Origin of the sequence: Micromonospora sp. NBC_00898 (assembly GCF_045207895.1) — a bacterium.
Classification (GTDB): Bacteria; Actinomycetota; Actinomycetes; order Mycobacteriales; family Micromonosporaceae; genus Micromonospora.
This window is the reverse complement of record NZ_CP108775.1, coordinates 2,868,560-2,882,844: the sequence shown is the minus strand read 5'-3', so window position 1 is coordinate 2,882,844 and position 14,285 is coordinate 2,868,560. Positions and strand designations below refer to the sequence as shown.

Below are 14,285 nucleotides of genomic sequence, written 5' to 3'. Positions count from 1 at the left end.
CCAGCCGAGCAGTCGTTCGACCGTGGTGGCGGCGAAGCGCGGGCCGAGCGTCGCGCCGGCCATCAGCACCGCCCGGTGGTCGCCGTCCAGCCGGTCCAGCCGGCGGTCGACGATCCGGCGTACCGGGTCGGGCACCGGCCCGGCCGACGCGCCGCCGTCCGCGTCGAGCGCCCGCACGTACGCCTCGGCGACGGCCGGGTTGCCGCCGACCAGTGGAAGCAGGTCCCGGGCCAGCGCGGCGGGTCGGCCGGCCCGGCCGAGCAGGTGCCGCAGCAGCCGTCCGGTGTCGACCGTGCCGAGCGGGGGCAGCGGTACCCGGCGGCGCCGGTCGCCGGCGCCGGGCAGCACGTCCGCCCAGCCGGGACCGTGGGTGGCGACCACCGCCAGCGGCAGGCACCGCTCGGTCGCCGCGGCGAAGAGTTGATGCAGGAAGCGGTTCAGCGCCGGCGCCGCCCGGTCCAGGTCGTCCACCGCGACCACCACCGGCTGACCGGCGGCCAGCGCCAGCAGGACCTCCCGCCAGGCGTCGGCCCCCCGGCCCGCCGCGCCGTCGTCCTCGGGCGCGGCGAGCAGTTCGGCCAGCGCGTGCGCCACGGGACCGAGGCGGGCCGGTGCGAGCAGCCCCTCGAGCGCCGTGGCCAGCCGCCGGCGTACGACCGGGGGCAGGTCGGTGTCGCGGACCCCGGCGAACTTGCGGACCATGTCGGCCAGCGGCGCCAGGCCGCCCTGCGCGTACGGCGGGCAGTGCGTGACGCACCAGCGCACCGGCGTACCGTCCACCGTCGACACCGCGCGGGCCAGCTCGTGCAGCAGCCGGCTGCGGCCGCTGCCAGCCGGGCCGGTCAGCGACAGCCAGCGGGGCCGGCGGTCCCGGACCGCCCGGACGATCTCGTCGCCGGCGGTGGCCAGTTCCCGGCACCGGCCGACCAGCGGACCGTGGTGTCGGCCGGTGCGCGGCCGGCCCGTCCCGGTCACCCGCCACACGTCCAGCGGCAGCGCCTTGCCGGCGACCGTCATGGACGCCAGCGGCCGCTGCTCGATCAGGCCGGCGGTGGCCCGCCGGGTGGCGGCGCAGACCACCACGGCGCCGGGCGGGGCGTACTCCTGGAGGCGGGCCGCGGTGGTGATCACCGCGCCGCTGGCCGTGCCGTGCCCGCCGTCCCGGGTGGCGGCCAGGTCGACCAGCACCTCGCCGGTGGCCACCCCGACCCGGACCCGCAGCCGGGTGCCGGCCGGCACCCGGCGGTCGACGGCCCGCTGGATCTCCAGCCCGGCCCGCACCGCCCGGTACGCGTCGAAGCCGTCTGAGGCGTGCGCGCCGAAGAGCGCCATGACCGCGTCGCCGATGTACTTCTCCACCACGCCGTTCCACCGCCGCAGCACCCCGGCGACGGTGTCGAAGTACGCGCGCTGCAGGGCCCGCACGTCCTCCGGGTCGAGCCGCTCGGTCAGGCCGGTCGAGCCGACGATGTCGGCGAAGAGCACGGTGACCGTGCGTCTCTCCTCCGGCACCGGCCATCGTGCTGAACTGACGACCTCGCGACTTCCCAGCATCATGGACATTGGCATCGCACCCACCCTTCCCCCCGCTCCGGTGCCTGACGACCTCCGGAGACTCGCACCACCGGGTTCTCGGGGGATCGGCAGAACGACGTATGTCGGCCACCCGCAACCTTTAGTCGCAATGTCGACGCGAGGAGTACCACATGCGCCCTGAGCCCGTAGAAGGGTTCGGGAGTCTGTGATTAGGCTGCGAGCCATGGCCAGCGATGTGGACACCGCACCGCTCGTCGGCCGTGCCGACCAGCTCGCGGCGCTGCGGTCGGCGCTGCTCGACGACGTCCCGCAGGGGCACACCGCGGCGGTCTTCCTCACCGGCGAGAGCGGGGTGGGCAAGACCCGGCTGCTGGCTGAGGTCAGCGCGCGACTGCGGGACGCGGGCGCGCTGGTGCTCACCGGCACCTGCCTGGACATCGGCGACGCCTCCCCGCTGCACCCGCTGCGGCAGGCGCTGCGCCGGTTCGACGCCGAGCTGCCCGCCGCGCAGGCCCGCACCTCCTCGGCGGTGCGTGGGCTGCTGCAGATGTTCGACGACGAGACCCCGGACCCCGACGGCGCCGGCGCGCTGCTGGAGCGGGTCGCCCGCGGCCTGCACCTGGTCGCCGCCGGCCGCCCGCTGGTGATCGTGCTGGACGACCTCCAGTGGGTCGACCGGACCACCCGTCAACTGCTGCTCTACCTCCTCGCCGGCCTCGGTGACCTGCAACTGTCGGTGCTCGCCGCGATCCGGGCGGAGGCCCTGCAGGGCGCGCACCCGCTGCGCCGCGTCCTCACCGAGCTGCGCCGGCTGCGGTCGGTCCGGGTGGTCGACCTGGCGCCGCTGGACCGGGCGGACACCGACCGGCTGGCCGCGGCCGTCGTCGGCCGGCCGCTGACCGCCGAGTCCGCCGAGCTGGTCTGGCAGCGCAGCGGCGGCAACCCGTTCGTGGCCGAGGAACTCGCCCGGGACCTGCGCGACGGCCGCGACGGCCTCTCCGACACCCTCCGGGAGATCTTCCTGGCCCGGGTCGACGCCCTGCCGCAGCACGCCCACGCGGTGGTGCACGCGGTCGCCGCCGGCGTCGAGCCGGTCGAACACTGGCTGCTGGCCCAGGTCGTCCGGCTGCCCGAGGAGGAGCTGATCGACGCGGTCCGGGCCGCGGTGGCGCACCGGCTGCTGGTCGGCGCCGACGACGGCTACCGGCTGCGCCACCGGCTGGTCGCCGAGGTGCTGGCGCACGAGCTGCTGCCCGCCGAGCGGTCCGCCCTGCACCGGCGCTACGCCGAGGCGCTGACCTCGGCCACCGCGGAGCTGCACCAGGCCCGGCTGGCGCACCACTGGCGACTGGCCGGCGAGCCGGCCCGCGCGTTGCCGGCCGCGATGGCCGCCGCCCGGGAGGCCGAGCGGTTGCACGGTTACGCCGAGGCGCACCGGCACTGGTCGGCGGCGCTGCAACTGGCCGACGCCCCGGCCGTGGCCCCGCCCGACTCCGACCGGGCCATCCCCGTCGAGGTGGACCGCGCCGAGCTGCTGGAACACGCCGCGGAGGCGGCGCACCACTGCGGCGAGCACGCCCGCGCGCTGGCCCTGCTGGAGGAGCTGGCTCGGCACCCGGCCGGCCCACCGGCCTGCGCCCTGCACATCCGGCGGGCCCGTTACCTGGCCGCCGCCGGGCGGTCCGCCCCCGCCGAGGCGGAGTACCGGCAGGCGCTGGACGCCGCCGAGTGCACGGCCCGGGAGCGGGCCACCGCCGCCGCCCACCTGGCCGAGCTGCTCCTGCACCTGGGCCGGTACGCCGAGGCCGGCGCGCAGGCCCGGGAGGCGTTGCAGCTCGCCGGCGCGGTCGAGGGCTCCACCTCGGAGGTGGTGCTGGCCAGCGCCGCACTCGGCTTCAGCGAGGCCTTCCTGGAGGATCCCGACGCGGGGCTGGCGGTCATGCGGGAGGCGGTCGAGATCGCCGAGCGGTCCGGCCGCCCGGAGGACGTGGCCTGCGCGTACCTGCACCTGGCGGAGCTGTTGACCGGTCCGCTGAACATCCTCGAGGAGGGTGTGGTGGTGGCCCGCCGGGGCGCGGAGCGGGTCGCCGAGCTGGGGTTGGGCCGCACCTGGGAGACCCGGCTGCTGGCCATCGCCACCAACGGCCTGTTCCGGGTGGGGCAGTGGTCGGAGGCGGAGAAGGTGGTCGCGGCGGCCCTGCGGCACCGCCCGTCCGGCGCGGACGCGGTCGAGCTGCTGCTGGCCCGCTGCCGGCTCTCCGTCGGGTACGGCGACATCGAGGCCTCCGACCGGGACCTGGAGGCGGTGGCGACCGTGCTGGCCGGCGGCGGCGCCCGGCACGTGCTGCCGATGCTGATCCTGCGCGCCGGGCTGGCGATGTGGGAGGGGCGGCACGACCTGGCCCGGCAGGCCGTCCAACGTGGCCTCACCGAGAGCCGCTCCGACGACGTGATCGTGCTGGCCACGCTGGCCTGGCACGGCCTGCGGGCGGAGGCGGAGGCGCACGCCAGCCGCACCATCGCGGTGGACGAGACGGCGGTCCGCCGGCTGCGCGAGGTGGTCGACCGGGTGGGCCGCAAGAGCGAGCACGCCGGCCGCCCGGTGCGCTACATCGTCGACGGCTTCCTCGCGCTCTGCGCCGCCGAGCTGAGCCGGCTCGACGGCCGGGGCGACCCGGAGCTGTGGGCCCGGTCGGCGGCCGAGTGGGACCGCCGCAACCACCCGTACCCGGCGGCGTACTCGCGGCTGCGGCAGGCCGAGGCGCTGCTGGCCCGGCGCAGCCGGGTGGCGACCGCCGGCAAGCTGCTGCGCCAGGCGTACCAGATGGCGCAGGGCCTCGGCGCGTCGCCGCTGAGCCTCGGAGATCCGTACCCTGGCCGGCCGGGCGCGGGTGGTGCTCGAGGAGTGGCCGGTACCCGCCGGCGGCCCGCCGGCCCCGGCCCCCCGCCGGCCCGCCGTGGCGCCGCCCGCCGAGCCGGCCGTCGACGAGCTGGCCGTGCTGACCGCCCGGGAGCGGGAGGTGCTGGCCGCGGTCGCCGAGGGGCTGACCAACAAGGAGATCGGCCAGCGGCTGTTCATCAGCGAGCGCACCATCGGGGTGCACGTGTCGCACATCTTCGACAAGCTCCAGGTGCGCACCCGGGTGCAGGCGAGCGCGATATTCCTCCGCAGCCGCGCCGAACAGTCGTAGGACCGGCCACCCGACATACGTCGTTCTACTGATCCCGCCGACCGGCGCGGCTGGAAGGCTGTCCCACGTCACCGGCGGCACGGGGGTGACCGGCCACAGTGGAGGAGAGATGACCGAACCGGTCTGGGGCCCAGTGCACCAGGACATCGTCGGGCTGCTCGCCGACCACCCGGCCGACGTGCCGGCGGTCGTCGACCATCTGACCAAGCTGCAGGACATGCTGGTCCGGCTGCCGCCGTTGGAGGCGAGCTGTCCGCTCGCGGACTTCAACAAGCTCTACCTGACCATCACCAGCACCGTGCTGGACGGCCTCTACGACGACCGCTTCGTCGATCCGGCCTTCCTGGCCCGGCTGGACGTCGAGTTCGCCACCCGCTACTTCGACGCGCTGCGGTTCTGGACGGAGTCCAGCCCGAGCACGCCGAAGGCCTGGGCCTGCCTGTTCCAGCGGATGCGCGGCCCGGACGCCCGGCCGCTGCCGTCGGCCGCCGCCGGGGTGAACGCGCACATCAACTTCGACCTGCCGTTCGCGGTGGTGACCACCCTCGAGAGCCTGGAGTCCGAGCCGGTCGACGACAGCGACCAGCACCGCGACTACCTGGAGATCAACAAGATCTTCGCCGAGCGGATCCCCGAGCTGCGCCGGGGCTACCTGGACCACTGGCAGCTCATGATCGACATGGTGAACGGCGACATCGACGACTGGTACCAGGGCGAACTGGTGGAGTACACCCGGAACGTCGCCTGGCGCAACGCGCAGAAGATCTGGCGCTGCCGGCACGATCCGGAGGCCCGCGAGTGTGAGCGGACGCGGTTGGACGACAACGCCGCGCTGCTCGGTCGGCTACTGCTCTCGCCCCTCGGGGCGTTCCTGCAGTAGTCGGGACGGGGGGTCCCCGCGTTCCGTCGTCACGGCGGGACGCGGGGACGTCGACACGCGGGGACGTCGTCGTGCCGCCGCGTGGTGCGAGGATGGCCGGATGGTGGGGACCGAGCTGCCGCTCGCCGGCAACGTCACCGCGGGGGTGGTCCGGGTCGGGGACACCGTGCGGCGGCCGGTCGGCCCGTGGACCGACGGCGTCGACGCGCTGCTGGCCCACCTGCACGAGGTGGGATTCCCCGGCGCGCCCCGACCGCTCGGCCGGGACACCCAGGGCCGCCAGGTGCTGGAGTACGTGCCGGGGGAGCTCGGCGACCCCGCCGGCGCGTACGCGCCCCGGCCGAGCTGGCGTCGATCGGCGCACTCCTGGCCGATCTGCACCGCGCTATGGCCGGTTTCGTGCCGCCGGCCTCGGCGGTGTGGCAGCGGGTCATCCCGCCCGACGGCGAGGACTTGGTCTGCCACCACGACGCGGCGCCGTGGAACCTGGTCCGCTCGCCGCGCGGCTGGGTGCTGATCGACTGGGACGCCGCCGGGCCGGGCACCCGGCTGTGGGAGCTGGCGTACGCGGCACAGAGCATGGCCGGGCTGCGGCCGGACCGGCCGGTGCGGGAGTCGGCGCAGCGGCTGCGGGTCTTCGTGGACGGCTACGGCCTGTCCGGGGCGGACCGTCCGGCGCTGGCCGGGCTGCTGGGCCGGCGGGCTCGGGCGATGTGCGACCTGCTCCGCCGGGGCGCCCGGGACGGCGTGCAGCCCTGGGCCCGGATCCACGCCGAGGACGGCGCCTACTGGCGGGCCACTGCCGGGTACCTCGACGCGCACGCGGCGACCTGGGCCGCCGCGCTGTCCTGACGGGTCAGGACCGCCGGGTCCGGCTCCGGTACGCCGCCGCGGCGGCCCGGTTGTTGCACAGTTCGCAGCAGTACCGCTGCCGACCGGCGCGGGTCCGGTCGAGGTAGGGGGCCCGGCATCCGTCGGCCGCGCAGACCCCGAACCACTGATGGAGGTGGCTCGTGCGACGTCTGCCCGCACTGCTGTCCACGGCACTGCTCCTGGTCACCGGCGCGCTCGCCGCCGCGGGCGGGGCGCGCGCCGAGGTGTCCGCCGGCCCCGCGTCGACCCGCCGGGACGCGGTCCTGGTCCGGGACATCGAGATCCCGGTGCCGGGCCAGCCGGCCGTCCGGGCGTACCTGGTCCGGCCGGTGCACCCCGGCCGGCCGGACCGGCTCGCCGGCGTGCTGGCCCTGCACTGGTTCGAACCGGGGCGGGTCAACCAGGACCGCACCGAGTTCCTGGCCGAGGCGACCGCCCTCGCGGGGCGCGGCGTGGTGTCGGTGCTGCCTCAGCTGAGCTTCCCGTGGGCCGCCGACCCGGTGGGCGACGCCCGGGACCGGGCCGCGGTGAGCGCCCAGCTCGACGCCGTCCGGCAGGCCTGGCGCCGGCTGCTCGCCGAGCCCGGCGTGGACCCGGCCCGCACCGCGGTGGTCGGGCACGACTACGGCGCCATGTACGCCGCCGACCTGGCCGCCGTCGAGCCGGGCGTGCGGACCGCCGTGCTGCTCGCGCCGGACGCCACCTGGGCGAACTGGTTCGACCTGTACTGGCTGCAACTGCCGGCCGGCGAGCAGGCCGCCTACCGCGCGGTCTTCGCCGGGCTGGACCCGGTGGACCTGGTGGGGCGGCTGGGCGCCGGGGCGTACCTCCAGTTCGCGGCCGAGGACCGGTTCGTCGGCCCGGAGACGAGGGCGGCCTTCGCCGCCGCCGCGCCCGAGGCCCGGGTGTCGCTCTACCCCCGCGAGGAGCATGACCTGGCCGGCACGCGGGTCCGCGACGATCGGGTCGCCTGGCTCACCGACCGACTCGCCCTCGCCGGCTGAGCCCGGGGGAGCGGACCGGCCGGCCCGGGGGGTGCCGGCCGATCCGCGATCGCCGGGAAGGGGCGGGCGACCGGTGGGGGTGTCGGGCGTACCGGGCCGGGTACGCCAGGCGCATGACGACCAGCCAACCGGGCCGGCCCGCGCCGGCCCGCCCGACGACCGGCGCCACCGCCCGCCGGTACGAGTTCCGTTTCGACCCGGTGTTCCGGGTGCCGCTGGCGCTGCTCGGGGTCCGGCCGCGCACGGCCGTGGTCGAGCTGGACGACGACGCGCTGATGGTCCGGTTCGGCCCGTGGCGGCTGCGGACCCCCCGGAGCAACATCACGGGGGCGGAGCGAGCCGGGCCGTACCGCTGGTGGCGGGCTATTGGGCCGCGCCTCTCGCAGGCCGACCGCGGGGTGACCTTCGGCACCACCGTCGTCGCGGGCGTCTGTGTCCGCTTCGCCACCCCGGTGCCGGGCCTGCTGCCCGGCAACTGGCTGCGCCACCCCGGGCTCACGGTGACCGTCGCCGACCCCGACGGGCTGCTCCGCGCGCTGGGCACCCCAGGCTGACCCGGTTCGCCGCCGCCCCGGCGGTGCGATCCCTCGCGCCCTGATGATCTTCCCGGCTCGCCGGTTTCCGACGGGTGACGCCGTGGGTAACGCCTACGGTCGGGTCAGGGCCTGAAGGGGTGCACATGTCGGAGGGGCAGGACGGGGCGCAGCCCCGGCGTACGCGGGCGCGGCGCGACCAGGCGCGGTCAGGTTCCGGCCGCGCGCCGCGCGCGGCCCGTGATCGGGAGCACGGCGAGCGGGCCGGCCGCGGGCCGCTGGCCGTCCCGGAGTGCGTGGACACGCCCGTCCGGCTGGCCGAGCCGGCCAGCCCGCTGAGCCGGTGGCTGTTCGAGCACCGGGTGCAGCCGGTCGGCCCGGAAACGCGGGAGCCGGAGTCGAAGGCACACCCCTGGTGGCAGGTGATGTGCCTGACCGGCGTGGACTACTTCTCCACCCTGTCCTATCTGCCCGGCATCGCCGCGTTGGCGGCCGGCGCGCTCTCCCCGCTGGCCACCCTGCTGATCGTGGCGCTGACCCTGTTCGGGATGCTGCCGATGTACCGGCGGGTGGCCCGGGAGAGCCCGCACGGGCAGGGCTCGGTGGCCATGCTGGAACGGCTGCTGCCGTTCTGGCGGGGCAAGATCTTCGTGCTGGTGCTGCTGGGCTTCGTGGCGACCTCGTGGATCATCACGATCACGCTCTCCGCCGCCGACGCCACCGTGCACCTGCTGGAGAACCCGATCCTGCCGGCGTCGTTCCCGCATGGCACCACGGCCGCGGTCGTGGTGACCGTGCTGCTGCTGCTCGTTCTCGGCGGCGTGTTCCTGATGGGCTTCAGCGAGGCGGTGCAGGTCGCCATCCCCCTCGTCGCGGTCTTCCTCGGGCTCAACGCGGTGATCGTGGTGGTCGGGCTGGGTGAGGTGGCCGCCAACCCGGAGGTGCTGGGCGGCTGGACCGACGCGCTCACCGCCCGGGGCACCGGCCTGGGCGACCTGGCCGGGCCGGCGGTGCTGGCCTTCCCGCTACTGGTGCTGGGGCTGTCCGGTTTCGAGACCGGGGTCAGCATGATGCCGCTGGTCAAGGGCGACGCCGCCGACCCGCGGCAGCGGCTGGAGGCACGGATCCGCAACACCCGCAAGCTGCTCACCACGGCGGCGCTGATCATGTCCGTCTACCTGATCGCGACCACCTTCGTCACCACCGTGCTGATCCCGGCGAAGGAGTTCCAGCCCGGCGGGGCGGCCAGCGGGCGGGCGCTGGCGTTCCTGGCCCACGAGCACCTGGGCGAGGCGTTCGGCACCGTCTACGACATCAGCAGCGTGCTGATCCTCTGGTTCGCCGGGGCCTCGGCGATGGCCGGCCTGATCAACATCGTGCCGCGTTACCTGCCGGAGTACGGCATGGCGCCCGAGTGGGGACGAGCGGTCCGCCCGGTGGTGCTCGTCTACACATTGATCAGCATCGCCATCACCGTCGCCTTCCGGGCGGACGTCAACGCGCAGGCCGGGGCGTACGCGACCGGGATCCTGGCGATGATGGTCTCCGGCGCGATCGCGGTGACCATCTCCGCGTACCGGTCGCGGCGCCCGTTCGCCGGGGCCGGATTCACGGTGCTGAGCCTGGTGCTGCTCTACGCCCTCACCAAGAACGTGATAGAGAAGCCGGACGGCATCACCATCTCCGGCATGTTCATCGCCGGCATCATCGTCGTCTCGCTGATCTCCCGGGTCACCCGGACCACCGAGCTGCGGGCCGAGCGGATCGAGTTCGACGAGCCGGCCCGCCGCTTCATCGCCGAGAACCTGGCGCACGACGGTCGGCTGGACCTCATCGCCAACAAGCGGGACAGCGGCGCGGTGAAGGAGTACCGGGTCAAGGAGCGGATGCAGCGCGTGATGAATCCGGTGCCCAGCGTCGCCGACGTGCTCTTCCTCGAGATCGACGTGGTCGACCCGTCCGAGTTCAGCCAGGTGTTGCGGGTGCACGGGGTGGAGGTCGACGGGTTCCGGGTGCTGCGGGCCAGCAGCCCGGCGGTGCCGAACGCCATCGCGGCGATCCTGCTGGCGCTGCGTGACGGCACCGGGGTCCGCCCGCACGCCCACTTCGAGTGGTCGGAGGGGAACCCGATCGCGCACCTGCTGCGTTACCTGATCCTCGGCCGCGGCGACACCCCGCCGGTGGTCCGGGAGATCATCCGCAAGTCCGAGCCGGACTCCACCCGCCGCCCCGGCATCCACGTCGGCGGCTGAGGCCCGCGCCGGGCCGCCGGCTTCGGTCCCGGTCCGGCCCTCCGCCGGTACGCGCACCCCGCCGCCCACCGGGCTGCGCCCGGCTCCCGGCAGGCCGGTCGACAGACGCACCGATGGCCCAGCCTCCTAGGACGCCCTACGGGTGGTGACGCGGCCGGACCAGGACACGGAGCGGCCCGCGCCGCGGGGGAGCGGGCGCGGGCCGGGAGGTGCGGGGGTTACTTGGACGGCTCGGGGAGCTTGCAGTCCACCTTGGGGTTGGCGCCGATGTAGTTCAGCGGGCCGGCCACGATGGTCACCAGGATGGTGCCCGCCTCCGCGCAGTTGGTGTCGTCGTTGCTGTAGTAGCCGCGCTGACCGGCAGCGATCGCGCCGATGATCAGCCAGATCACGACCAGGACTCCGAGTATCGAGGTGCCGCGCATGGGTTGCCTCCACGGGGGTTGTGGTGGATTCGAGGTGCAACCCCTGTACCCAATCCCGGCGAACGGCTAACGGTGGCGGGGACCGGGCGGACGGCCGTTTGCGACCATGCCGGCGGATTCGGCGCAGGATGTCGGACGGCCCGGCGCGGCCGCCGGCTCAGTGCGGCGGTGACGGCATCTCCGGCGGTTTGCCCTGGCTGCGCCGGAAGTCGGCGACCGCCACCCCGGCGAGGACCAGCATGGCCCCGCTCGCGGCGACCAGGGGAGGCAGGAAGAGCACGGCCGGGGCGATGGTGAGCAGCGCCAGCAGCCCGCCGGGGCGGGACAGCGAGACCCGACTGAAGACCTCGTACTCGAAGAAGGCCCGGCCGAACAGGAACAGCGCGGGCCCACCCAGGATGACCGCCATCCAGGCCGGCTGGGTACGCCCCGTCGGCTCGTGCAGCACCAGGTCGAAACCGGCGGCGGTGGTCACCACCCCGGCCACCATCAGCAGGTGGGTGTACGGAGCGGTGTTCAGGAACCGGCTCGGCTGCTTCGAACTGGAGATCGCGTGCGGCAGCAGTTCCCCGGACTTGTGCACGTAGATCCGCCAGAGCAGCAGGGTGGTGACGAAGGCGGTCGCGAAGGCGGCGAGGTTCTCGGCCTCGGAGTGGTAGAGGCTGAACATGGTGCCGATGGACAGGATGGCGTCGCCCAGGGCGATGATGAAGAACTGCTGGTAGCGCTCGGAGAGATGTTCCGCGGTGACGGTGCGCTGGGCGTCCGGCACCGCGCCGAGGCCGGGCACCGGATAGGCGAGCCGGAAGCCGACGTAGTCGGTGGCCAGCGCCAGCGCCCAGAGCGCCTCCCGGGCATGGCCGTGGCCCAACCCGCCCGCGATCCACGGCACGGCGGAGACGGCGAACCAGATGAAGATCCGCGCCGCCCGGCGCTGGGACTGCCGGTGGCGCCGGACCGCCGGCATGAGGAACAGGCCGCGACCGAGATGGATCGCGACGTACGTCGCGGCGAAGACCAGCCCCCGGCCGGCGAACGCCTCCGGGATGGTGGTGGTCATCAGCAGCGCCCCGAACATCACCGCGACGATCAACAGCTTGATCTCGGGCCGCTCGGGGTCGTACAGGTCGGTGACCAGGGTGGTGATCGCCCAGGTCCACCAGAGCGCCATCAGGATGAGCAGGGCCTGCAGGGCGCGTTCCCAGTTGAGATCGACGACCATGCCGCGCGAGACGAGCGCCAGCGCGACCACGTAGACCAGGTCGAAGAAGAGCTCCAGCAGCGTCACACGACGGGGTGACTCCGGATCACGGACCGGAGGCTTGTTCCGCTTCGCGGGCTGCTCCGGCGTGGCCATGGGCACGAGCTGCTCCTGCGGTGCGGGATCGGCACGACGGGCCGGTGGTCCTCACCGACGGTAGCGACGACTGCGAAAGTCTGTGTCGGGTTTCGGGCTATCGGGGTGGCCTGGCCGACGGACCGCTGCCGCCGGAAACCGTTTGCGCGGCGGCGGGCGCCCGGGAACGCTGACCGGGATGACGTCCCAGGACGACAGCCCCCCCCCCCCGCCCCGGGTCCCGCCGATCGACGTGCCGCTGGTGCGCCGGCTGATCGCCGCGCAGTTCCCGCACTGGGCCGACCTTCCGGTCCGACCGGTCGCGGTCGGTGGCTGGGACAACCGCACCTTCCACCTCGGCGACGCGATGACCGTGCGGCTGCCCAGCGCTGCCGGGTACGTGCCGCAGGTCGACAAGGAGCACCGCTGGCTGCCGCTCCTTGCGCCGCGCCTGCCGTTGACCGTGCCGACGCCGCTGGCCCGGGGCGAGCCCGGCGAGAGCTACCCGTTCCCCTGGTCGGTGTACCGCTGGATCGACGGGGAGACCGCGCGCGTCGAGCGGATCGCGGACCTGACCGGGTTCGCCCGTACGCTCGCCGGCTTTTTGGCCGCCCTGCACCGGGCGGAGCCCGCGGGCGGGCCGCCGGCCGGGGCGCACAGCGCCTTCCGGGGCGCGTCGTTGACGACGTACGACGGGGAGACCCGGCGGGCGGTCGAGGCGCTCGGCGACCGGATCCCGGTCGGTACGGTCACCGAGATCTGGGCGAGGGCCGTGCTCGCCACCTGGGCGGGCCCGCCGGTCTGGTTCCACGGTGACGTGGCGTGGGGCAATCTGTTGGTGCGGGACGGACGACTGGCCGCCGTCATCGACTTCGGCTGCTGCGGGACGGGCGACCCGGCCTGCGACCTGGCGGTCGCCTGGACGATGCTGTCCGGCGCGAGCCGCGCGGCGTTCCGCGCCGCGCTCGCCGTCGACGACGACACCTGGGCGCGGGGGCGGGGCTGGGTGCTGTGGAAGGCCCTGATCACGCTCGACCATCCCGACCCGGTGCGCGCGGCCGAGGCCCGCCACACGCTCGACGCGGTCCTTGGCGAGTATGCGGAGTCCGTCACGCGGTGACCCCGGGCCGGTGGCGACGGATCGTCACCGGCCCGGGTGGGACCTCAGGCGTCCTCGCCGACCCCCGCCGGGAGCACCCGGTCGGCCTCCGCGCCGGCGCCGGCCAGCACCCTGGCCTGCTGCGGCCAGGTGGCCAGGCTCGCCGCGGCGCGCAGGCCGGCGGCGCGGACGCTCTCCCGCAGCGACGCCTCGTCCAGGTCGCCCAGCTGCCGGTACGTGCGGATGCCGGCGGCCTGGAGGGCGGCGGCCAGCTTCGGCCCGATGCCCTGGATCCGCCGGAAGTCGTCCGCGGTCTCGGCGGCGGCGGTGCCGTTCGTCGCCGCCACGGCGACCGTCTCCGACTCGACCGGGGTGGCCGCGGCGTCCGGCGTGAAACCGTTCTCGGCGGCGGCCCGGGGGGCCGGGACGACCGGTGCGGTCTCCTCGACCGCCGGCGCCGGCTGCTCGGCCGGGGCGGCCGGCTCGGCGTCGGCGACCACGGTGGCCGGACGCACGGTCTCGTCGTCCCCGGTCGACTCGACCTCGGCGGCCACCGGCGTCGCCGGCTCGTCGTCCGCCGGGACGGCCACGGCCGGCTCGGCCTCGACCTCGGCCGGCGCGGCCTCGGTGTGGTCGACCCGCTCGGTGTCGGCGTCGGCCGACGGCAGGGTGGTGGCGTCGGCGGCCAGGGTGGCGGCGGCCGGGGGAGCGTCGTACTCGGCCGGGGCCGGCTCCTCGGTGACCGCGGCGGGCGGGGGAACCTCGTCCACGACGGCCGCCGGCCGCTCGTGGTCGACGGTGGCGGTGGCGGGGGCGCTGACCTCGGCGGCTGCGGCCACCGGGTCACCCTCCACGATGGGCGCCGTCGGGCTGGCGGCCGCCTGGCGACCGCGCAGCACCCACCCGCCCGCGAGGCCCACCAACAGGGCCAGGATCAGGATCAGCCATTGCCCGAAAGTCGACGGCACGGCAAACCTCCCTCTTATGTACGTGAACGACAGTCGCGAGAAAAACCGGGGGCAGCTTCGCACACGTACGTCCTGGACGACAGAGAGGTCGGCGGCTTGCGTCCCTGCTGGGATGCGCCGTGCCGGCACGTGGTGACGGGATGACCGAGCGTGCGCCGCGGGACCGGCGCGGAAGGCGTCCCGGGCGG

General features: G+C 75.0%; 10 protein-coding genes and 2 pseudogenes. 7 read left to right on the top strand and 5 right to left on the bottom strand.

Features of this window, described 5'->3' with window-relative positions; genetic code table 11:
- Positions 1–438: 438 nt before the first annotated feature.
- Positions 439–1,554, bottom strand: a pseudogene (locus tag OG799_RS14130) (adenylate/guanylate cyclase domain-containing protein); the annotation flags it as partial.
- 205 nt (positions 1,555–1,759) lie between these two features.
- Here OG799_RS14130 and OG799_RS14125 point away from each other — a divergent pair.
- The 3 genes and pseudogenes from OG799_RS14125 to OG799_RS14115 all read left to right on the top strand — a co-directional run bounded on the left by OG799_RS14125 (position 1,760) and on the right by OG799_RS14115 (position 6,459).
- Positions 1,760–4,727 (top strand): annotated as a pseudogene (locus OG799_RS14125) (helix-turn-helix transcriptional regulator).
- 109 nt (positions 4,728–4,836) lie between these two features.
- Positions 4,837–5,607: a DUF5995 family protein gene (locus OG799_RS14120; protein ID WP_406045485.1), complete on the top strand. Its 771-nt coding sequence runs from the start codon at positions 4,837–4,839 to the stop codon at positions 5,605–5,607.
- Between the two features lie 387 nt (positions 5,608–5,994).
- Positions 5,995–6,459 carry a phosphotransferase family protein gene (locus OG799_RS14115; protein ID WP_406045484.1) on the top strand — a complete coding sequence of 155 codons (465 nt, stop codon included), beginning with the start codon at positions 5,995–5,997 and terminating at the stop codon, positions 6,457–6,459.
- 4 nt (positions 6,460–6,463) lie between these two features.
- Here OG799_RS14115 and OG799_RS14110 read toward each other — a convergent pair whose 3' ends face one another.
- Positions 6,464–6,649, bottom strand: coding sequence for a CGNR zinc finger domain-containing protein (locus OG799_RS14110; protein WP_406045483.1), 186 nt, complete (start codon positions 6,647–6,649; stop codon positions 6,464–6,466).
- Between OG799_RS14110 and OG799_RS14105 the strand changes: the two genes are divergently transcribed.
- The 3 genes from OG799_RS14105 to OG799_RS14095 all read left to right on the top strand — a co-directional run bounded on the left by OG799_RS14105 (position 6,621) and on the right by OG799_RS14095 (position 10,269).
- Positions 6,621–7,484, top strand: a complete 864-nt coding sequence (locus tag OG799_RS14105) for an alpha/beta hydrolase family protein (RefSeq protein WP_406045482.1) — start codon at positions 6,621–6,623, stop codon at positions 7,482–7,484. The two genes, OG799_RS14110 and OG799_RS14105, sit on opposite strands and share 29 nt — an antisense overlap.
- 113 nt (positions 7,485–7,597) lie before the next feature.
- On the top strand, positions 7,598–8,038 hold the full coding sequence (locus tag OG799_RS14100) for a hypothetical protein (RefSeq protein ID WP_406045481.1): 441 nt from the start codon (positions 7,598–7,600) through the stop codon (positions 8,036–8,038).
- A 125-nt stretch (positions 8,039–8,163) separates the two neighbouring features.
- Entirely contained in the window at positions 8,164–10,269 is a 2,106-nt protein-coding gene (locus tag OG799_RS14095) for an amino acid transporter (RefSeq protein WP_406045480.1), read from the top strand.
- 218 nt (positions 10,270–10,487) lie between these two features.
- Here OG799_RS14095 and OG799_RS14090 read toward each other — a convergent pair whose 3' ends face one another.
- Together OG799_RS14090 and OG799_RS14085 are read right to left on the bottom strand one after the other, a co-directional pair.
- Positions 10,488–10,694, bottom strand: a complete 207-nt coding sequence (locus tag OG799_RS14090; RefSeq protein ID WP_046564384.1) for a hypothetical protein — start codon at positions 10,692–10,694, stop codon at positions 10,488–10,490.
- Positions 10,695–10,851: 157 nt separating this feature from the next.
- On the bottom strand, positions 10,852–12,051 hold the full coding sequence (locus OG799_RS14085; protein ID WP_406046286.1) for a low temperature requirement protein A: 1,200 nt from the start codon (positions 12,049–12,051) through the stop codon (positions 10,852–10,854).
- Positions 12,052–12,229: 178 nt separating this feature from the next.
- Here OG799_RS14085 and OG799_RS14080 point away from each other — a divergent pair, with 178 nt between their 5' ends.
- Positions 12,230–13,150 (top strand): aminoglycoside phosphotransferase family protein, encoded by a 921-nt coding sequence (locus OG799_RS14080; protein WP_406045479.1) that lies wholly within the window; start codon positions 12,230–12,232, stop codon positions 13,148–13,150.
- Between the two features lie 44 nt (positions 13,151–13,194).
- On the opposite strand, the gene OG799_RS14075 is transcribed toward OG799_RS14080, so the two are convergent.
- Positions 13,195–14,097 (bottom strand): hypothetical protein, encoded by a 903-nt coding sequence (locus tag OG799_RS14075; protein WP_406045478.1) that lies wholly within the window; start codon positions 14,095–14,097, stop codon positions 13,195–13,197.
- Positions 14,098–14,285: the final 188 nt, after the last annotated feature.